Origin of the sequence: Cryobacterium lactosi (assembly GCF_004403945.1) — a bacterium.
Lineage (GTDB): Bacteria > Actinomycetota > Actinomycetes > Actinomycetales > Microbacteriaceae > Cryobacterium > Cryobacterium lactosi.
Genome location: NZ_SOHM01000041.1, coordinates 28287 through 47434 on the forward strand (window position 1 = coordinate 28287; position 19148 = coordinate 47434).

Genomic DNA, 19148 nt, shown 5'->3' on the forward strand with positions numbered 1-19148 from the left:
CACTGTGCGCGGCGAACGGCCTGAGCCGCCCGCCGCGCACCGAACCGCTCGCGCGTCAGCGGTTGGCCGCCCGGGGCGCCCCGATCCCCCGTTCAATCTGGAACGGCCCGGCCGCGGACGGTCGCACATCGAAATCGAAGATGGCCGTCGGGATATACACGGTCGAACAGGAGTTGGGGATGTCCACGACACCCGACAGCCTGCCCTCGATCGGTGCGGCGCCGAGCAGCAGATAGGCCTGCTCCGGGCTGTAGCCGAACTTGGTCAGGTAGTCGATCGCGTGCAGGCAGGCGCGTTGGTACGACAGGTGCGAGTCGAGGTAACGCTGCTCGCCGCCCAGGGTGACCGAGGTGCCCGAGAAGGCCAGCCACTGGCTGAACCTCGGGTCGACGGTGCCCGGCAGGAAGATCGCGTTCTCGCCGACACCGTAGGTCTCCATGCCGCCGCGGATGAGGTCGACGCGGAGGTCAATGAACCCGCCCATCTCGATGGCGCCACAGAAGGTGATCTCGCCGTCGCCCTGGGAGAAGTGCAGGTCACCCAGCGACAGGTTGGCTCCGTCGACGAAGACCGGATAGAAGACCCTGCTGCCCTTCGAGAGGTTCTTGATGTCCTGGTTGCCGCCGTTCTCCCGGGGCGGGGCGGTGCGGGCCGCTTCGCCGGCCACGCGGGCGAACTCCGTCGCCGGCAGGCTGCCCAGCACGGCGTGTTCGGCCTCCGGAGGCAGCGCGAGCGGCGGCACCCGGCCCGGATCCGTGGCGATGAGGTCCCCCTCCCGCTTGTTCCAGGTGGCGAGCAGCTTGGCCGACGGCGCCGTTCCCATCAGGCCCGGGTGGATCAGACCGGCGAACGAGACCCCGGGAATGTGGCGGGACGTGGCGGTCTGACCGGTGAAATCCCAGATGGCCTTGTAGGCGTCCGGGAACTGTTCGGTGAGGAAGCCGCCGCCGTTGTTGCGCGAGAAGATGCCGGTGTAACCCCAGCCCTGACCGGCCAGGGGCCCTGTGTCCTCCTGCGGAATGGGGCCCACGTCCAGGATGTCCACGATCAGGAGGTCACCGGGCTTGGCGCCTTCCACCGCGAACGGTCCGCTGAGCTTGTGCACGGTGAGCAGCGGGGCGTTGAGGATGTCGTCGGCCGAGTCGTCGTTGCGAATCGCGCCGTCGAACCACTCCCGGCAGTCCACCCGGAAGGAACTGCCGGGTTTGACCGTCGCCACCGGTGGAATCTCCGGATGCCACCGGTTGTGCCCCACCTTCTCCTGGTCTTCGAACTTCCGGCTCGAGTCCAACGGGAACAGTTGCTCTGGCATGTGGAACCTCTCTTCTTCGCGAGGCGCCGGCAGACGGTCTACGGGCGCGGTAGTTTCCTGTGCAGCGGATTGGCGGTGACCGGCGTTCCCCTGCCGGACCGTCGCCCAGGGTGGGTGGACTGCACGACCTCCGGCTCCGCGGCGCTGCGTGATGTCTTCTCGACCAGGCGGAAGGCGGCCGACCCCGCCGCCGACAGGTGCGGTGCGCTCATGACCCGCCGAGCGGGTGCCAGGCAGGTTGGACAGTCGACGAGGTCGGGAACCAGGTCCATCGGGTGGTTCTGCTCGAATCGGGCGCAGATCTCGCACCTGAATTCATAGATCGGCACGGGTACTCCTCTGCATGGCAGGCATCTCCCGGTGTTCGCACGTGGCGCTGACGCGCATCCTCGACTCGTTCTCGCGAACATATTCGGGGCATCGGCCGAAGTCAACGACGGCCGGCACCGGCCCGGCGCCCGATCGGCGGCGAATTGGCAACAGAACGTTAACACTCGGACACCACGCCGGGCAGATCGAAGTTCTAGGATCGATGTGCACCGCACGACGGCTCCCTGCCCCGAGCCGGCGGCGGCTCCGGAAAATTTCGTGATCGCCGGGGCAAGTGACAAGCTCGACTACCCGGTTTTTAGCCATCTCTTCACGCAACTACCAAGCAGGGCACCATATTGACCTCCCCCCACTCCCCCCTTTCGCCAGCTGAAACCCGAGACCGGGTCCTCAGCGCGCGCGGCGTGCTTTTCGACCTCGACGGCGTGCTCACCCCCACCGCCGAGGTGCACATGAGCGCCTGGTCGCGGCTGTTCACCCCGTTCCTCGACTCCCACGGCGTCAAACCGTATACGGATGCCGATTACTTCGGCTATATCGACGGCAAGCCCCGTTACGACGGCGTGCGATCGCTGCTCGCTTCCCGCGGCCTCTCGCTGCCCGACGGTGACCCGTCGGACGCTCCGGAACTGGAGACCGTCTGCGGTCTCGGCAACCGCAAGAACAAGGCGTTCAACGAAACTCTCGCCGAGGACGGCGTCAGCCCGTACCCCGGTTCGCTCCGGTTCCTCGATGCCGTCGTCGCTGCCGGCCTGCAGGTGGCCGTGGTCACCAGCTCCCTCAACGGCGAGATGGTCCTCACTGCGGCGGGCCTGCGCGACAGGTTCGAGATCGTCGTCGACGGCGTGCGTGCCCGCGCCGAGAAACTGGCCGGCAAGCCCGCGCCTGACACCTACGCCTTCGCCGCCCGGCTGCTCGGCCTCACCGCCGCCGAGTGCATCGTCGTCGAAGACGCCGAATCCGGCATCCAGTCCGGTCGGGCCGGCGACTTCGGCCTGGTGCTCGGCGTCGACCGCGGCGTCGGATCCCACATTCTGCTCGAGGCCGGCGCCGACACCGTCGTGGCCGACCTCGATGAGCTGCTGCCGTTGATCGGCAGCACCGTCCTGTCCCCCGAGAGCGGAGTTCACGCATGACCCTCGACGCCGCCATCCAGAACCTCGCCGACCCGCTGGACCGCAGCCGGTTCCCGCTGGACGAGTGGGCCCTGGTCGAAACCGAGTTCTCCGGTGACGACATGGGCCGCACCGAGACCATCTTCGCCGTCGGCAACGGCTACCTCGGCCTCCGCGGCAACGTCGACGAGGGCCGCGACGGCCACGTGCACGGTACCTTCATCAACGGGTTCCACGAGACCTGGCCGATCCGGCACGCCGAAGAGGCGTTCGGTTTCGCCCGCGTCGGCCAGACCATCGTCAACGCCCCGGATGCGAAGATCATCCGCATCTACGTCGACGACGAGCCGTTGGTGCTCACCCTGGCCGAGCTGCTCAGCTACGAGCGCCGGCTCGACTTCGCCGACGGCATCCTGTCGCGCTCGCTGGTCTGGCGCACGCCGTCGGGCAAGCAGGTGCTCATCCGCTCGCGCCGTATGGTCTCGTTCACCGAACGCCACCTGGCCGTGCTCGAGTACGAGGTCACCATGCTCGACGCGGACGCCTCCGTCGTCATCTCCAGCCAAACCCTCAACCGGCAGGACGGCATCGGCGAGTACGACCGGCCCAAGTCCGGGTCCGCGAACGACTGGGATCCCCGCCGCGCCGAGACGTTCACCGACCGGGTGCTGCAGCCACGGTTCAAGCGCGCCAACAACGGCCGCTACATCCTCGGCTTCCGCTGCACCAACTCGGGCATGACCATCGCCACGGCGTCTGACCACTCGATCGACACGATCAACGACTTCGACGAGTCGTCGCAGCTGGGCGACGACCTCGCCAAGCACGTGTACAAGGTGAAGGCCAAGATGGGCAACCCCATCCGCATCACCAAGCTGATCAGCTACCACACCTCCGCCGGCGTGCCCACGCACGAGCTCGCCGACCGGTGCGACCGCACCCTGGACCGTGCCAAGGAGACCGGCGTCGCCGACCTCATCCAGGAGCAGCGCGACTGGCTTGACGCGTTCTGGGCCCGCACGGATGTCGAGCTGCCCGGCCAGCCCGCCCTGCAGCAGGCCACCAGGTGGAACTTCTTCCAGCTCGCCCAGGCGTCCATGCGCGCCGACGGCCAGGGTGTCTCGGCCAAGGGGGTGTCCGGCTCCGGATACGGCGGGCACTACTTCTGGGACACCGAGGTCTACGTGCTGCCGTTCCTCACGTACACGTCGCCGAACGCGGCGCGTAACGCCCTGCGGTTCCGGCACGGCCTGCTCGACCACGCCCGCGCCCGCGCCACCGAGCTCAACCAGCTCGGCGCCCTGTTCCCGTGGCGCACCATCAACGGCCTCGAATCCAGTGCCTATTACGCGGCCGGCACGGCGCAGTACCACATCGACGCCGACATCTCTTATGCGCTCAGCCAGTACGTCGCGGCCACCGGCGACGAGGACTTCCTCGCCCGTGAAGCCATCGACATCCTGGTGGAAACCGCACGGATGTGGGCCGACCTGGGCTTCTGGCGCGGCAACGGCAACGACGTCTTCCACATCCACGGCGTCACCGGGCCCGACGAGTACACCACCGTCGTCAACGACAACCTGTACACGAACATCATGGCGCGCTCCAATCTGCGCGCCGCGGTGAAGAGCGTGCGCCGGCTGCTGTCGACGGACCGGGCCTCGTTCGACTCGATGGCCGCCCGCCTCAAGCTCGACGAGGCCGAGGTGATGGAGTGGTCCTTCGCCGCCGAGGCGATGCACATCCCCTTCGACCGCAACCTCGGCATCCACCCGCAGGACGCGCAGTTCCTCGAGAAGGAACGGTGGGACCTCGCGGCGACGCCGCCGGAGAACCGGCCACTGCTGCTGCACTACCACCCGCTGGTGATCTACCGCTTCCAGGTGCTCAAGCAGGCCGACGTGGTGCTGGCCCTCCTGTTGCAGGGCGACCAGTTCACTCCGGAAGAGAAACGGGCCGACTTCGACTACTACGACCCGCTGACCACGGGCGACTCGACGCTGTCGGATGTCGTGCAGTCGATCATCGCCGCCGAGGTGGGTTACCACGAGCTGGCGCTGAACTACTTCACCTCCGGGCTGTTCGTCGACCTCGCCGACCTGCACCACAATGCGGCCGACGGTGTGCACGTCGCATCCGCCGGTGGTGTGTGGAGCGCTCTGGTCATGGGGTTCGGTGGCCTGCGCGACCACAGCGGACGCATCACGCTCGACCCGCGTCTGCCGGAGGATTGGGATGAGCTGATCTTCAGGGTCACGCTCAAGGGCAGCCGCCTGCGCGTGGCGGTCACCCAGACCAGCGTGCACCTCAGCATCGAGGAGGGCACGGAGGCTCGCCTGACCGTTCGCGGCCTGCAGGTCGTCGTGACGGCCGGACAGCCGGAAACGATTCCGCTGTCGCACCAGGGCGCCCGCGACCCCGGGGCTCCCACGGCGGCGCTCATCGAGAGCAGCCGACGTGCCGACGGCACCGTCATCACCTCGTCGATCCCCACGATCGCGCACATCACCGAGCAGATGCCCACGCTCGACTAGCGTTCGCGTTCGTCAGGGCCGCGCCTCCTCTCGCCTAGCGAGCGGAGGCGCGGCCCTGTTACGTTGGGGTCACCGATCCTGGTGGCCGAGGCCACCCAGCACGAGGAGCACCTTGACCTCTCAGGCGTATTTGGACACCATCAAGGCCAAGACCGGCCTCGGCCCGGACGATTTCCGTGCCGCGGCCGCCGCCAAAGGCCTCCTCGGGCCCACCGTCAAGACCGCCGACATCGTGGCCTGGTTGAAAGAGGACTACGGCCTGGGCACCGGCCATGCCATGGCCCTCGTCTCGGCCTTGGGGCAGGTGCCCGGCCAGCGTCTGCCCGCCGGCGAAAAGGTGAACGCCCAGTTCAGCGGGGCGAAGGCGCACTGGCGCCCCACCTTCGACACGCTGCTCGCCCACGCCCGCAAGCTCGGTCCGGTCACCCTGGCGCCCACGAACAGCTACATCAGCCTGCTCAAGGGCTCCGGGAAGTTCGCCATCGTGCAGGTCACCGCCGGCCGGCTCGACCTGGGCCTCAAGCTGCCCGGCATCGACGGCACCGAGGCGTTGGAAGCATCCGGCAGTTGGAACAGCATGGTCACCCACCGGCTCCGCCTGGCCGACCCTGCCGACCTCAGCCCCGATGTGCTCACCTGGCTGGGCCGGGCATACGACACCGCGTGACCTGACCCCTAGGGCTTCAGCACCATCAACACGGTCACGGCGACCAGCAGCAGGGTCACGATGCCGGACCCGGCGGCGATCCGCGGGTAGCCGGCCAGCCGGGCCGTGCCGGACGGGTTCGCCGTCACCTCGTCGGCCGCGGCGCGGAGCGCCGGCACGACGAGAAACAGGTTGATCCCGAGCGCGACCGCGTAGAGCACGATGGACAGCCAGATCCAGGTCGATGCGAAGGACGCCCGCTCACTCATCCCCAGCGCGCCGAAACCGAACAGCGCCACCAGCAGGGAGAGCAGCGTGAAGACGTTCACCGATTTCGCCAGCACCGTGATCGGTCCGGCCTCCCGGGCGCGTAGGGCCCGGAGCCCGGTCATCGGCAGGATGGCCATCGGTCCCACGATGAAGACGGCGGCGACGATGTGCAGAAGCTCGAGTGTGGTGTCCATGTGCACACCCTAGAACGGATGCGCCGCCGGGGCAGTCTGCCGGCGTCGATACCGGACGCGCCGGGCGGGCTCGGGGATACTGGGGGTACCCGTCACCGAGGAGATCACCGTGGATTCCGACACCGTCGTCGCAGCTGTCCCGCCCGCCGAACAGGCCCGACCGCCGCTCTCCATCCGCGGGGCCGTCCTGAGGACCACCGGATCCGCCAGGCCCTACCGGGAGTCGCGGCCCCTGGAGATCCTCGACCTGCAGCTCGAACACCCGGGTTCAGGCGAGATCCTCGTCAAGATCGAGGCCGCCGGCCTCTGCCACTCGGATCTCTCGGTGGTCAACGGCAGCCGGGTGCGTCCCACACCGATGTTGCTCGGCCACGAGGCGGCCGGCCGGGTCGTGGAGCTGGGCGCCGGGGTCGACGACCTCCGGGTGGGCCAACGCGTCGTGATGGCGTTCCTGCCCCGCTGCGGTGACTGCGCCGGCTGCCACACCGACGGCAAGCTGCCCTGCGTCCCCGGCAGCGCGGCGAACAACGCGGGCACCCTGCTCGGCGGCACCGGGCGGCTCGAGCATGACGGCAGCCGGGTGAACCACCACCTCGGCGTCTCGGCGTTCGCCGACCATGCCGTCGTCAACCGGTTCTCGGTGGTGCCGGTCGGCGACGACGTGCCGCCGGACATCGCCGCCGTGCTCGGCTGCGCGGTGCTCACGGGCGGCGGCGCCGTCATCAACGCCGGCCGGCCACGCCCCGGTGACACCGTCGCGATCGTCGGTCTCGGTGGTGTCGGCATGGCCGCGCTGATCACCGCGCTCTCCCTCGACGTCGCCGGGGTCATCGGCATCGATTCAGTGCCCGCGAAGCTCGACCAGGCCCGCAGACTCGGCGCCGGCGCGGTGTACACCCCGGCGGAGGCGCTCGAGCAGGGCATCCGGGCGAACGTGGTCATCGAGGCGGCCGGGCATCCTCGCGCCTTCGAGACCGCTGTGCGCATCACCGCGGCAGGCGGGACCACGGTCACGGTGGGGCTGCCCGCACCCGATCAGCTCGCGTCGGTGTCCCCGCTCACGATCACCGCCGAGGCACGCACGATCATCGGCAGCTATCTGGGCTCCGCCGTGCCTGCCAGGGACATCCCGTTCTACGCGGAGCTCTGGCGGGCGGGCAGGCTGCCCGTGGAGAGCCTGATCTCCAGCCGCATCCGGCTCGAGGACATCAACGAGGGCATGGACACTCTCGCCGACGGCAACGCCGTGCGCCAGATCATCCTGTTCGACTGAGCCGGGCCGCCGCTAGAGGTGCCGCAGGGTCTCCAGCACCACCACGGCCGAGCGCTCTGCCGCGTCGTCCACGTGGGTGAGGTGATCACCCACCGGTCCGCACAGATCCGAGATGCCGCGGATGGCGACGAACGGCACCCCGTACACGAAGCAGGTCTGCGCGATGCCCACGGATTCCATGTCGGTGCAGAGCACTCCGGGGAACAGCTCGCGGAGGCTCTCGGCCAGCTCGGCGCCGACGAACTTGTCGTTGGAGACCATCAGGCCGCGCTGCACGGCCAGGGGCGACCCGTCGGGCATCCGGGTCGGCGTTTCGGCGGCGTCCAGGGCCGCGGCCGCACCGGCGTACCGGGCCGGCATGCCGGGCACCTGGCCGAGCGCGTAGCCGAACGCTTGCGCATCCGCGTCGCTGTTCAGGCACTCGCTGCCGATCACGACCTCGCCGACCCGCACGTCGACGCCCACACCGCCGGCCGACCCGGCGCTGATCACCAGCGGCGCGGCCCCGGGGTCCGTCGCCCGGGCGGTGAGAATCGCGGATGTTGTCGCCCCGGCCGCGTTGACCAGGCCGATGCCGCCCTGCACGAGCAGCACCTCGCGCCCCGCCAGGGTGAGCCGGTACTGCAGGGCCTTGCCCACGGTGACCGGCGCTGCCGAGACGCCGGCCGCGGCCAGGAACGGCGCGGCCTCCTCCGCCATCGCGACCAGGATGATCGCGGCGGGGCTGGTCGGGCCGGGGCCGCCGGTGCCGGCTGCCCTGGTGTCGACGGGGCTCATGCGGTGACGTTCTCCCAGCCCGCGCGGCCGGCCAGGAACACCGTCACGGCCTCCTGGGCGGCGCTGAGCGAGTGGTTCGCGCCCCAGCCGCACTGCACCTCGTTGGCCGCGGGCACCTCGGTGGCGCCGAGGATGTCGGTCATGGTGGCCTCGATCAACTCGAGAACCTCGGCGAATTCAGGCTGGCCCTGCAGAATCAGGTAGAAGCCGGTCTGGCAGCCCATCGGCGAGAAGTCGACGACCCGGGCCGAGTGGTTGCGGGAGTGCTCGGCGAACAGGTGCTCGATCGAGTGCACGGCCGGCATCTCCAGATGCGCCACATTGGGCTGGGTGAACCGCACGTCGTACTTGACGATGACGTCGCCCAACGGCAGAACCTTGGTGTCGGCCAGGCGCACGTAGGGTGCGACGACGGTGCGGTGGTCGAGGTTGAACGACTCGACGTTCATGCGTGGCTGGTTCACGTGAGCTCCCTGCAGGATGGTGCCGGCCCGGTTCCGGGCGACCAATCGACAGTAACAGGATGCGTCATACTGGCACCCTTGGCGAGTAGCCGGGGGGATTCGGGGGAAGCCATGCACACCCACTCGAGCCGATGCTGACGCCCAGGCGCCACCGGGCGGTCGCGGGCGCGGTGCTGCTCACCCTCGCCGCGGCCCTGTCCGGGTGCAGCCTGCTGACACACCCGCCGGCCGAGGTCACGGCCGCGATCGATAGGGCGACGCAGGCGATCCGTCAAAGCGCCGGCGTGGCCGGCGCGACCTCTGAGATCCGACCCCGCGACCTCAAGGACGGCGGGCCGTTGTCGAATCCGGGCGCGTGGACGGCCACCATCACCGTCGACGCCGACGAATCCGGTGTGGATGTGCGCGCCCTGGCCGAATCGGTCGGGCGGAACGCCACCATCGGCATCGTGTCCACGACGGCTCTGCTGCGGATCCCGGGCGAGGACGGCGCCGCCGATGCGCAGCTCAACTTCACGCCTCTCCCCGACGCCACCAATATCATCACCGAACCCGACGAGATGGCCGACGCTGTGCTCGCCCTGCGCGAGTTGGCGGGAGCCCGGTCGGTCGCCGTGTTCGACCACGGCGACCCGGCCACCATCACCGCCGACACCGACCGCTGGGCCGACCTCACGGCCTCGGTGCGGGCCCTGCCCGACTTCGGCCTCAACGCCCTGTCGGCCATCACCCTGCGCGCCGAGGCGGATGGGAACGAGGGCGGGGCGGCCTGGCTCACCATCGATGCGTCGTCGCCGACCGTTGATTTCGTGCGGTTCCTCGGCGAGCTCAGCGCTGACAAAGCCGTCGAGTCGGTGCTGTTCACCGGCGTCGACATCAGGCGGGACCTGGCCGCGCAACGGCCGGACCTCTGGGTGGAGGTGGCCACCGCCGGCGACGTCGACACCGTCGCCGGGATGCTCACCGCCCTCGATGTCTCGCAGACCACGGTCGCCGGCGTGCCGCGCGCCTCCTTCACGGTCTCCACCCGCAGCGACTCCGCGCGCAGAGAAACCGGCTACCTGGGCCTGCCGCCCGGGTCCGCGGAGCCCGACGACCGCTTCTTCAGCACCCCGAACCCCGCCGCCGCCGACGACTTCGACCCGGTCGCCGCGGCCGACCAGCTTCAGCGCGACCGCGCCGTGGTGACCGCCCTGCTGGATGCCGCCGGCGACGCCGCGGGCATCCGCGGGCCCGCGACGGTCACGATCGGGCCCTGCGCCACCGGCGCCGACCAGCAGGTGCAGGGCTCGGTCGTCATTCCCATCTTCGAGATCGCGGACAGCGCCGACGAGGCCTTCGACGCCATCACCACCGGCTGGGAGCGCCAGGGAATCCGGAAGTCCGACCGCGCCATGGGAACGGATTTCTACTCAGCGGCCGATAAGAGCCTCGACACCCTCTCGATCCGGGGCGGAACAGAGGGCATCTCGATCAGCGTCGCCACTCGATGCGTGCTTTCCGGGTGATCTCCGGACACAGGGGACGGTTCCGCAGGCTCAGGGCACTCGGTAGCCCGCGGCGCGGAACAGTTCGTACCACTCGGCGCGGGTGAGCGGGATCTCCGAGCCCAACGCGGCCCCGGCGACCCGCTCGGGACTGGTGGTGCCGAGCACGACCTGCATCTGGGCGGGGTGCCGGGTGATCCACGCCGTGGCGATGGCGATCGCGGGCACGTCGTAGGCCGCCGCGAGGCGGTCGATGACCGCGTTCAGCTCGGGGTACTCCGGGGAGCCCAGGAAGACCCCGGTGAAGAAGCCGGCCTGGAACGGCGACCAGGCCTGCACGGTGATGTCGTTCAGCCGGCAGTAGTCCAGGATCCCGCCGCCGTCGAGGGTGAGGGACTGCTGCTCGCCGGCCATGTTCGCGGCCACGCCCTGCGCCACGATCGGCGCGTGCGTGATCGACAGCTGCAGCTGGTTGGCCACCAGCGGCTGGCGCACGTACTTCTTGAGCAGGTCGATCTGGCGCGGGGTGTGGTTGGAGACACCGAAGGCGCGCACCTTGCCGGCGGCCTCGAGCTCGTCGAAGGCCCGCGCGACCTCTTCGGGCTCAACGAGCGCATCCGGGCGGTGTAGCAGCAGGATGTCGATGTGGTCCGTGCCCAGCGCGGCCAGGGAGCCGTCCACCGATTCGATGATGTGCTCATAGGAGAAGTCGAAGTACGGCCCCTCCCCCACGATCCCGGTCTTGGTCTGGATGGTCAGCTCGTCGCGCTGGGACGGCGTCAGCTGCATCGCCTCGGCGAACCGGCGCTCACAGCCGTGCAGCTCGCTGCCGTAGACGTCGGCGTGGTCGAGGAAGTCGATACCGGAGTCACGGGCGGTGCGCACCAGTTCGCGCACCTCGTCGTCGGTCTTCTCCTGGATCCGCATCAGGCCGAGCACAACGTTCGGCGCGACGATCTCGGTACCGGGCATGGTGAAACGCTTCACAGTGGTCCTCTCGGGTGATCCGCCGGCGGCGGTGCTGCACGATCGAGCATCTCGCGCCGCCATGGCGTGTTTCCCACCGTACGGACGGACACCGTAGAAGTAAAACAACACATATCGATGCTATTTAGAAGCGAGAGCGGTCAATCCCTCGATCGACCTCTCGGGGGTCCAGTGCGCCCCGACAGCCCCGCACATGACGAAAGGCCCCCGGGTTACCGGGGGCCTTTCCTGTTCGCGCAGATTATTCATCCATCGTGCACTTACCAACTGTGCGCGAGGGGGGACTTGAACCCCCACGTCCTTTCGAACACTGGCACCTGAAGCCAGCGCGTCTGCCAATTCCGCCACTCGCGCGAACTTTGAAATCCTAGCATTCCGCAGGGCTGAAACGCCATTCGAGCGTTTGCGGGTCGGTCCCGCTGCCGGAGGGGGCCGTAACACTACCCCGATTAGTGGTCCGGCCCTAGTACACCCGTAGGATGACTTCCCGTGCCCTGACCCGCCCATTGGGCGAGTTAACACGTGAGGCAAGTAACATGCTCATAGCCAAACGGACCGGATCGGGAGACCTGTGGGCATACTGGACAACTTTGAGAAAGGTCTTGAGCGCGCCGTAAACGGTGCTTTCGCCAAGACCTTCAAGTCGGGCGTGCAGCCGGTGGAAATCACCTCAGCGCTGCGTCGTGAGCTCGACACCAAAGCCGCGGTCGTGTCGCGCGACCGCATCCTCGCGCCCAATCGCTTCACCGTGCGACTCGCCCAGCCCGACTTCCGGCGCATGTCCGATCTGGGCCCTGCCCTCATCGATGAACTCGGCCAGCTCGTGCAGCAGCACGCCTCCTCGCAGGGGTACCAGTTCACCGGCGTCGTCTCGATCACCCTCGCCAACGACCCCGGTCTCAGCGAGGGCATGGTGCAGATCGACTCCAGTTCGGTGAACGGCTCCGTCGCCTGGACCCCGGTCGTGGACATCAACGGTCATCGCCACCAACTCGTCAAGTCCCGCACGGTCATCGGCCGCGGCTCGGACGCCGACATCACCATCGACGACACGGGCACCTCCCGCCGGCACGTCGAGATCATCTGGGACGGAGCCCGCGCCCAGGTGCGCGACCTCGGCTCGACCAATGGCTCGCAGCTGAACGGCTCCCCCGTCAAGCAGGCCATCCTCGAGCCCGACTCGGTCATCACCATCGGGCGCACCAGCATCGTCTTCAGGGTCGTCGCCCAGGCCGGTACCGAACGCTCCGAGGCGCGCCGGGTCGACGAATCCACCCAACGGCACGACATGGGCGGGTTCTGGGGGCCGAACACATGAATCCCAGTGAACTGACCCTGCTCGTCCTGCGTCTGGCCTTCCTGCTGGTGCTGTGGCTGTTCATCTTCGGCATCGTCTACGCCCTGCGCAGCGACCTGTTCGGCCAACGGGTACGCAAGATGTCCACGGATGCCCCAGCAGCGGCCCCAGTCCCGTTCGCCACCCCGCCGCCCGCCCCGGTACCCGCCGGAGCGTTCGCCCAGGCGCCGGCAGCCGCGGCCTCGGCTCCCACCGAGCAGTTCTCCCGCCAGAAGGCCGCACCGTTGCCGCCAGCCGGCCCGGAGAAGGCCACCACCCAGACCGCCACCCGCCTGGTCATCACCTCAGGGCCCAAGGCCGGCACCGAGTTCCCGCTCGGCTCCGAACCCGTCACCATCGGCCGCTCGAGCGATTCCAGCCTGGTCATCCGCGACGACTACACCTCCACGCACCATGCGCGTCTGATGCTCTGGCACGACGACTGGATGGTTCAGGACCTCGATTCCACCAATGGCACCTTCCTCGACGGCAAACGTGTTGCCGTGCCGACGTCGGTGCCGTTGAACACCACCGTGAAAATCGGCGCGACCAGCTTCGAGCTTCGGCGGTAATGCATGGCCTCGGTTAGTCACAGCGCAGCCGCGTCCAACGTTGGCAAGATTCGTTCCAACAATCAGGACTCCGGATACGCGGGACACACCCTGTTCGTCGTGGCCGACGGCATGGGCGGGCACGCCGGCGGCGACGTCGCCTCCGCCATCGCCACCAAGCGCATCATCGAGGCCGACAAGACCTACCTGTCCGCCCAGGATGCCGAGTTCGCGCTGCAGGCCGCCCTGATCGCCGCCAACTCGCAGCTGGCCGAGACCGTCTTCGAACACGCCGAGCTCACGGGAATGGGCACCACCGTCAGCGCCCTGGTGGTGCTCGACGACCAGGTCGCCATCGCGCACATCGGCGACTCCCGCATCTACCTGTTCCGCGACGGCGAACTGTCCCAGATCACCACGGACCACACCTTCGTGCAGCGGCTCGTCGACAGCGGCCGCATCACCGAGGCCGAAGCCATGGTGCACCCGCGCCGCTCCGTGCTGATGCGGGTGCTCGGTGACGTCGAGTCCTCGCCGGAGATCGACACGTCGATCCTGGCCACCCGGGCGGGTGACCGGTGGCTGATCTGCTCCGATGGGCTGAGCGGCGTGGTGTCGAACACCGGCATCGCCAATGCCCTGAAATCCTCGCTCGACGCCCAGGCCGTCGCCGACCGCCTGGTCAAGGAGAGCCTGGACGGCGGCGCGCCCGACAATGTGACCATTGTTGTCGTCGACATCGGCTCAGGCGGCGAACGCCTCGGTGAGCCCGTTGTGGTCGGTTCCGCCGCCGCCCCGCTCGCCTTCGGTGAGGAGCCGGTGCGCACCCGCGCCCCCCGCATCCCGTCGCTGCGCCTGCACCCGGTGCGGGAAACCCACTTCGAGCCAGACTCGCAGGACTACCTGTCCGAGCTGATCGAGGAAGACGCCCGCCGTGCCATCCGCCGCAAGGTCACCTGGCTGGCCGCCATCGTGCTGCTCATCGTCGCCATAGTCGGTGCCGGGTTGCTCGGCTATCAGTGGACCCAGAGCCGATACTTCGTCGGCGTCGAAGGCAGCACCGTCGCGATCTATCAGGGCATCCAGCAAGATCTGGGCCCCATCAAGCTCTCCAGCGTCTACGAAGACACCGACCTGGAGCTGAATCAGTTGCGTGTCTACGACCGCCAGCAGGTGGAGCGCACCATCAGCGCGTCCTCCCTGGAGGACGCCAAACTCATCGTGGAACGGTTGAGCAATGCCCCGGCAGAGTAATCCCTCCACGGATGCCCGCGAGGCCGCCCCCCAGACCGGCAAGGTCCGTCGGCTGCACCTGCCGCAGAAGCTGCGCAACCTCGAGTTGTTCCTGCTGATCATCGCCTGCGGCATCAACCTGGGCGCCGTCGTGCTCGTGCAGCTGGGCGCGCTCGGACAGATCGACACCACCCTGGTGCTCCTGGGCGCGAGCCTGTCCGGCCTGGTCTTCGCGATGCACATCGTGCTGCGTTTCGTCGCCAGAGAAGCCGATCCGTTCATCCTGCCCATCGCCACCCTGCTCAACGGCATCGGTATCGCGATGATCTACCGCATCGACATCGCCAACAACGAGTCCGGCTGGGCCAGCGCCGCCGTGCGGCAGACCGTCTGGAGCGGCCTGGCCATCGCCTGCGCCATCGCCGTGATCCTCATCATCCGCAACCACAGGGTGCTGTTCCGGTACACCTACGTGGCCGGTTTCGTCGGTGTGCTGCTGTTGCTGCTGCCGCTGGTGCCGGGCCTGGGCCGTGAGGTCAGCGGCGCCAGGGTCTGGATCGGTTTCGGCTCGTTCGCCACCTTCCAGCCCGGTGAGATCGCGAAGATCGCCCTGGCCGTGTTCTTCGCCGGCTACCTCGTGCGCAACCGCGACAGCCTCTCCATGGTCGGCAAGAAGTTCCTGGGGATGCGTTTCCCACGCCTGCGCGACCTCGGCCCGATCCTCGTGGTGTGGGCCCTATCGATGTCGGTCATCATCTTCCAGCGCGACCTCGGCACCGCCCTGTTGTACTTCGGCCTGTTCCTGGTGATGCTCTACCTGGCCACCGGCCGGCTCAGCTGGGTGCTTCTGGGCATGGCGCTGTTCCTCGGCGGCGCCCTCATCGCCAGCCAGACCCTCGACTACGTCAACGGCCGGTTCACCAACTGGCTGGATGCGCTCAACCCGGCCGTGTACGACGCCGCCGGCGGCAGCTACCAGCTGGTGCAGGGTCTGTTCGGTCTGGCCAAGGGCGGGTTGATCGGCACCGGCCTGGGCCAGGGCCGCCCCGAGCTCACCCCGGTCCCCCAGAGCGACTACATCATCGCCAGCCTCGGCGAGGAGCTCGGCCTGGCCGGCATCTTCGCAATCCTGGCCCTGTACCTGCTCCTGGTCGCCCGCGGCTTCCGCATCGGTTTCGCCGGTCAGGACGACTTCGGCAAGCTGCTCGGCGTCGGCCTCTCCTTCGTCATCGCGCTGCAGTGCTTCATCGTCATCGGCGGTGTCACCCGCGTCATCCCGCTCACCGGCCTCACCACCCCGTTCCTGGCCGCCGGTGGCTCCTCCCTCGTCGCCAACTGGATCATCGTCGCGCTGCTGCTGCGACTGAGTGACACAGTGCGCAACCAACCTCGGCTGGTGGTCTAGTTGAATCGTGAACTCAAGCGCGTGAGCCTCGTCGTGATGCTCATGTTCGTTGCCCTCCTCGCGTCGACGTCCATCGTGCAGGTTTTCCAGTCCGACAACCTGTCGGCGGATGACCGCAACACCCGCACGCTGCTCGACAGCTACTCCGTCGAGCGCGGCGCCATCCTCGCCGGTGGCGAGCCCATTGCCCAGTCGATGCCGACCGATGACAACTACAAGTTCCAGCGCACCTACAGCAACGGCCTGCTCTACGCCCCGATCACCGGCTTCATCCCGGTCAACGGCGCCCCGACCGGGCTGGAACAGGCCCTGAACGGGGAGCTCAGCGGCACCTCGAACGCGCAGTTCTTCGACCAGATCTCCAGCCTGGTCACCGGCCAGGACCCCAAGGGCGCCGCCGTGGAGACCAGCATCGACCCGATCGCGCAGCAGGCCGCCTGGGATGCCCTCGGCGACAACACCGGCTCCGTGGTCGTCACCGAGCCCAAGACCGGCCGGGTGCTCGCCATGGTCTCCAAGCCGAGCTACGACCCGAACACCCTCGCCGTGCACGACAGCGCCGCGGTGAACGACACCTACGATGCCCTCGTCAACGCCCCCGGCGACCCCCTGATCAACCGGGCCATCAACTCGCTCAACCCGCCCGGCTCGGTCTTCAAGCTCGTCGTCGTGGCCGCGGCCCTCGAGTCTGGCCAGTTCACCCCCGACAGCACCTTCCCCAACCCGGCCACCTGGACGCTGCCCAATTCCAGCTCCGTCGTGATCAACTCCGGTGGCGGCACCTGCGGCCCAGGCGATACCGTCACCATCGCCACGGCCCTGCGGCTCTCCTGCAACATCCCGATGGCCGAGCTGGGCCTGCAGCTGGGCGATGACGCCATCCGCGCCATGGCCGAGAAGTTCGGCTTCAACTCCGAGTTCACCATCCCGCTGTCGGTCACCGCCAGCGAGTACCCCGAGGACCCCGACGACGCCCAGACGGCGTTGTCGGCATTCGGACAGACCAGCGTGCGTGCCACGCCGCTGCAGATGGCCCTGGTCTCGGCCACGATCGCCAATGGAGGTATCGAGATGCAACCCAACCTCGTCGACCAGATCCTGGCACCGGACCTCAGCCCGCTGCAGACCTTCGAACCCGTGGCCGCCGACCGCGTGCTCAGTGCCGAAACCGCGGCCACGATGACCCAGATGATGGTCAACGGGGTCCAGGACGGGGCCGCGAGCAATGCAAGAATAGACGGAGTCGACGTGGCGGGAAAAACGGGGACTGCGGAGAACGGCGCCGACGATCCATACACCCTGTGGTTCACCGGATTCGCGCCTGCAGCAGACCCGCAATACGCGATCACCGTTCTCATCGAAGATGGTGGGGGACTCGGTCAGACCGGGTACGGCAACTTGCTTGCCGCACCGATAGCGAAACAGGTACTAGAGGCGGTGCTGAATAAATGAGACCCACAGCAGGGCTCACCTTCGGGGGACGATACGAACTGCAATCCCGCATCGCCATCGGCGGTATGGGCGAGGTTTGGCAATCCGTCGACCTGGTGATCGGGCGCACTGTCGCCATCAAGATCCTCAAGGACGAATACCTCGGCGACCCCGGGTTCCTCGAGCGCTTCCGCGCTGAGGCCCGGCACGCCGCCCTGGTGAACCACGAGGGCATCGCCAACGTGTTCGACTACGGCGAAGAAGACGGCAGTGCCTTCCTGGTGATGGAGCTGGTGCCCGGTGAGGCGCTCTCCACGATCCTCGAGCGCGAGCACACACTGCCGGCCGACAAGGTCCTCGACATCGTCGCTCAGACCGCCGCAGCCCTGCACGCCGCCCACGCGGCCGGCCTGGTGCACCGCGACATCAAGCCGGGTAACCTGCTGATCACCCCCGAGGGTCGCGTCAAGATCACCGACTTCGGTATCGCACGCATCGCCGACCAGGTTCCGCTCACCGCGACCGGCCAGGTCATGGGCACCGTGCAGTACCTCTCGCCCGAACAGGCGAGCGGACGCTCGGCGTCGCCGACCACGGACATCTACTCGCTGGGCATCGTCGCCTACGAGAGCCTCGCCGGCCGACGGCCGTTCACCGGCGAGTCCCAGGTGGCGATCGCCATGGCGCAGATCAACGAACAGCCGCCGCCGCTGCCCGACACCGTCTCCGAACCGGTGCGCAACCTGGTGATCTCCTGCCTGGCCAAGAACCCGGCCGAGCGTCCAGCCTCGGCGGCGCACCTCGCGCGCGCCGCGATCGCCCTGCGCCGCGGCGACATCGCGGCAGCGGCCGCATCCGTGCCCGCTGTCATGACCGGCCTCACGCCCACGGCCGCCACCATGCTGATGCCTGGTGCCGGCAACGACCAGACCACCCAGCTGATGCCCGCCGCCGGCGGAGCGCCGCAACCGGGCACCCGTGCCGAAGCGGCCGCAGCAGCTGCAGCCGCCGACCCGAAGAAAAAGAAGAAGCGCAGCCCCTGGACCTGGCCCCTGGTCGCGCTCATCTCCATCCTCGGCCTGGTACTGGTGGGCACCTTGGTCACGCTGTTCATGCAGCCGACCTCGACGCCGGAACCAGACCCGACACCGTCCTCACAGGCCCCGTCTCCCCCGAAGACCACGCCGACGCCGACGCCCACGCCGTCGTCCACCATGGTGGAGCTCGATCAGAACGAATTCCTCGGGCTGACGAGTACCGAAGCACGGGACAAGCTCAGTGAGCTCGGCCTCAGCGCCAACGTCGTCGCCGACAAGGCGGCACCGGCCGAGGACCAGGCCGACAGGGTCTACGCCATCAACCCCACCGGGCGGGTCGCCGAGGGTACCGAGATCACGGTGCGGGTCTATTCCGAATTCGTTCCGCCTCTCCCCGACGCGCCCTCTGGCACGCCGACGGCCACCCCGGCCACGGTCGCACCGGCCGGAACCGTCACGGTCACCTGGCCGGCCCAGACCTGCCCTGCCGGGCAGGAACTCTCGGGCTACGAGCTCCTCGCCGAGGGCAACGGGGTCTCCTCCCCGCCGCCCACCGGTGCGGACACGACCACGGCCACCGTCACGGCGGGCACCGGCAACTTCACCGTGAAGTTCCGGTACCTCTGCGGCGACGTCGCCTCCGACTACTCGGCTTCCACCACCGTCACCGTCACAGCGCCTGTCGTGCCCACCACCCCGGCCACACCGCCGGCAGGGTAGGCGTTCCCCCGGTGGGTGCCTGCAGGGTGCCCACCGGATCTTGGCT

At 68.4% G+C, this 19148-nt stretch carries 17 protein-coding genes and 1 tRNA gene; 11 read left to right on the plus strand and 7 right to left on the minus strand.

The window, feature by feature from the left end:
* Nucleotides 1-55: 55 nt before the first annotated feature.
* Both fmdA and E3T61_RS19320 read right to left on the minus strand, forming a co-directional pair.
* On the minus strand, nucleotides 56-1312 hold the full coding sequence (fmdA, locus tag E3T61_RS19315) for a formamidase (RefSeq protein WP_134642476.1): 1257 nt from the start codon (nucleotides 1310-1312) through the stop codon (nucleotides 56-58).
* A 38-nt stretch (nucleotides 1313-1350) separates the two neighbouring features.
* Nucleotides 1351-1641: an FmdB family zinc ribbon protein gene (locus E3T61_RS19320; protein WP_134642477.1), complete on the minus strand. Its 291-nt coding sequence runs from the start codon at nucleotides 1639-1641 to the stop codon at nucleotides 1351-1353.
* Between the two features lie 405 nt (nucleotides 1642-2046).
* Here E3T61_RS19320 and E3T61_RS19325 point away from each other — a divergent pair, with 405 nt between their 5' ends.
* The 3 genes from E3T61_RS19325 (at nucleotide 2047) to E3T61_RS19335 (ending at nucleotide 5958) form a co-directional block, all read left to right on the plus strand.
* Nucleotides 2047-2778 carry an HAD family hydrolase gene (locus tag E3T61_RS19325; RefSeq protein WP_134642478.1) on the plus strand — a complete coding sequence of 244 codons (732 nt, stop codon included), beginning with the start codon at nucleotides 2047-2049 and terminating at the stop codon, nucleotides 2776-2778.
* Nucleotides 2775-5291: a glycoside hydrolase family 65 protein gene (locus tag E3T61_RS19330; RefSeq protein WP_134642479.1), complete on the plus strand. Its 2517-nt coding sequence runs from the start codon at nucleotides 2775-2777 to the stop codon at nucleotides 5289-5291. The genes E3T61_RS19325 and E3T61_RS19330 overlap by 4 nt, the downstream gene beginning before the upstream one ends.
* A gap of 112 nt (nucleotides 5292-5403) precedes the next feature.
* Entirely contained in the window at nucleotides 5404-5958 is a 555-nt protein-coding gene (locus tag E3T61_RS19335) for a DUF5655 domain-containing protein (protein ID WP_166793318.1), read from the plus strand.
* Nucleotides 5959-5966: 8 nt separating this feature from the next.
* Here the strand turns inward: E3T61_RS19335 and E3T61_RS19340 are convergent, their stop codons facing one another.
* Nucleotides 5967-6401, minus strand: a complete 435-nt coding sequence (locus E3T61_RS19340; protein WP_134642481.1) for a DUF2269 family protein — start codon at nucleotides 6399-6401, stop codon at nucleotides 5967-5969.
* A 109-nt stretch (nucleotides 6402-6510) separates the two neighbouring features.
* On the opposite strand from E3T61_RS19340, the gene E3T61_RS19345 reads away from it, so the two are divergent.
* Entirely contained in the window at nucleotides 6511-7674 is a 1164-nt protein-coding gene (locus E3T61_RS19345) for an alcohol dehydrogenase catalytic domain-containing protein (RefSeq protein WP_134642482.1), read from the plus strand.
* A gap of 12 nt (nucleotides 7675-7686) precedes the next feature.
* Here the strand turns inward: E3T61_RS19345 and mtnN are convergent, their stop codons facing one another.
* Complete coding sequence (gene mtnN / locus E3T61_RS19350) at nucleotides 7687-8451, minus strand: 5'-methylthioadenosine/S-adenosylhomocysteine nucleosidase (protein ID WP_134642483.1); 765 nt, start codon at nucleotides 8449-8451, stop codon at nucleotides 7687-7689.
* A complete protein-coding gene (locus E3T61_RS19355; protein WP_134642536.1) occupies nucleotides 8448-8900 on the minus strand; it encodes an S-ribosylhomocysteine lyase in 453 nt (150 codons plus the stop codon). Before E3T61_RS19355 ends, mtnN begins: the two co-directional genes overlap by 4 nt.
* Before the next feature lie 146 nt (nucleotides 8901-9046).
* On the opposite strand from E3T61_RS19355, the gene E3T61_RS19360 reads away from it, so the two are divergent.
* The gene (locus E3T61_RS19360; protein WP_134642484.1) at nucleotides 9047-10423 is read left to right on the plus strand and encodes a hypothetical protein; all 1377 of its coding nucleotides are present in this window, start codon (nucleotides 9047-9049) and stop codon (nucleotides 10421-10423) included.
* 30 nt (nucleotides 10424-10453) lie between these two features.
* Here the strand turns inward: E3T61_RS19360 and E3T61_RS19365 are convergent, their stop codons facing one another.
* Together E3T61_RS19365 and E3T61_RS19370 are read right to left on the minus strand one after the other, a co-directional pair.
* Nucleotides 10454-11389: an aldo/keto reductase gene (locus E3T61_RS19365; protein ID WP_134642485.1), complete on the minus strand. Its 936-nt coding sequence runs from the start codon at nucleotides 11387-11389 to the stop codon at nucleotides 10454-10456.
* A 270-nt stretch (nucleotides 11390-11659) separates the two neighbouring features.
* Nucleotides 11660-11743 (minus strand) — tRNA-Leu (locus E3T61_RS19370).
* A gap of 217 nt (nucleotides 11744-11960) precedes the next feature.
* Here E3T61_RS19370 and E3T61_RS19375 point away from each other — a divergent pair.
* From E3T61_RS19375 to E3T61_RS19400, 6 genes are read left to right on the plus strand one after another with little or no spacing between them, the layout of a single operon-like run.
* A complete protein-coding gene (locus E3T61_RS19375) occupies nucleotides 11961-12707 on the plus strand; it encodes an FhaA domain-containing protein (RefSeq protein WP_134642486.1) in 747 nt (248 codons plus the stop codon).
* On the plus strand, nucleotides 12704-13297 hold the full coding sequence (locus E3T61_RS19380; RefSeq protein WP_134642487.1) for an FHA domain-containing protein FhaB/FipA: 594 nt from the start codon (nucleotides 12704-12706) through the stop codon (nucleotides 13295-13297). Before E3T61_RS19375 ends, E3T61_RS19380 begins: the two co-directional genes overlap by 4 nt.
* Before the next feature lie 3 nt (nucleotides 13298-13300).
* The gene (locus E3T61_RS19385) at nucleotides 13301-14530 is read left to right on the plus strand and encodes a PP2C family protein-serine/threonine phosphatase (protein ID WP_134642488.1); all 1230 of its coding nucleotides are present in this window, start codon (nucleotides 13301-13303) and stop codon (nucleotides 14528-14530) included.
* On the plus strand, nucleotides 14514-15914 hold the full coding sequence (locus tag E3T61_RS19390) for an FtsW/RodA/SpoVE family cell cycle protein (protein ID WP_134642489.1): 1401 nt from the start codon (nucleotides 14514-14516) through the stop codon (nucleotides 15912-15914). The genes E3T61_RS19385 and E3T61_RS19390 overlap by 17 nt, the downstream gene beginning before the upstream one ends.
* On the plus strand, nucleotides 15915-17366 hold the full coding sequence (locus E3T61_RS19395; protein WP_134642490.1) for a peptidoglycan D,D-transpeptidase FtsI family protein: 1452 nt from the start codon (nucleotides 15915-15917) through the stop codon (nucleotides 17364-17366).
* The gene (locus E3T61_RS19400) at nucleotides 17363-19102 is read left to right on the plus strand and encodes a protein kinase domain-containing protein (RefSeq protein WP_134642491.1); all 1740 of its coding nucleotides are present in this window, start codon (nucleotides 17363-17365) and stop codon (nucleotides 19100-19102) included. The genes E3T61_RS19395 and E3T61_RS19400 overlap by 4 nt, the downstream gene beginning before the upstream one ends.
* Nucleotides 19103-19148 lie beyond the last annotated feature (46 nt).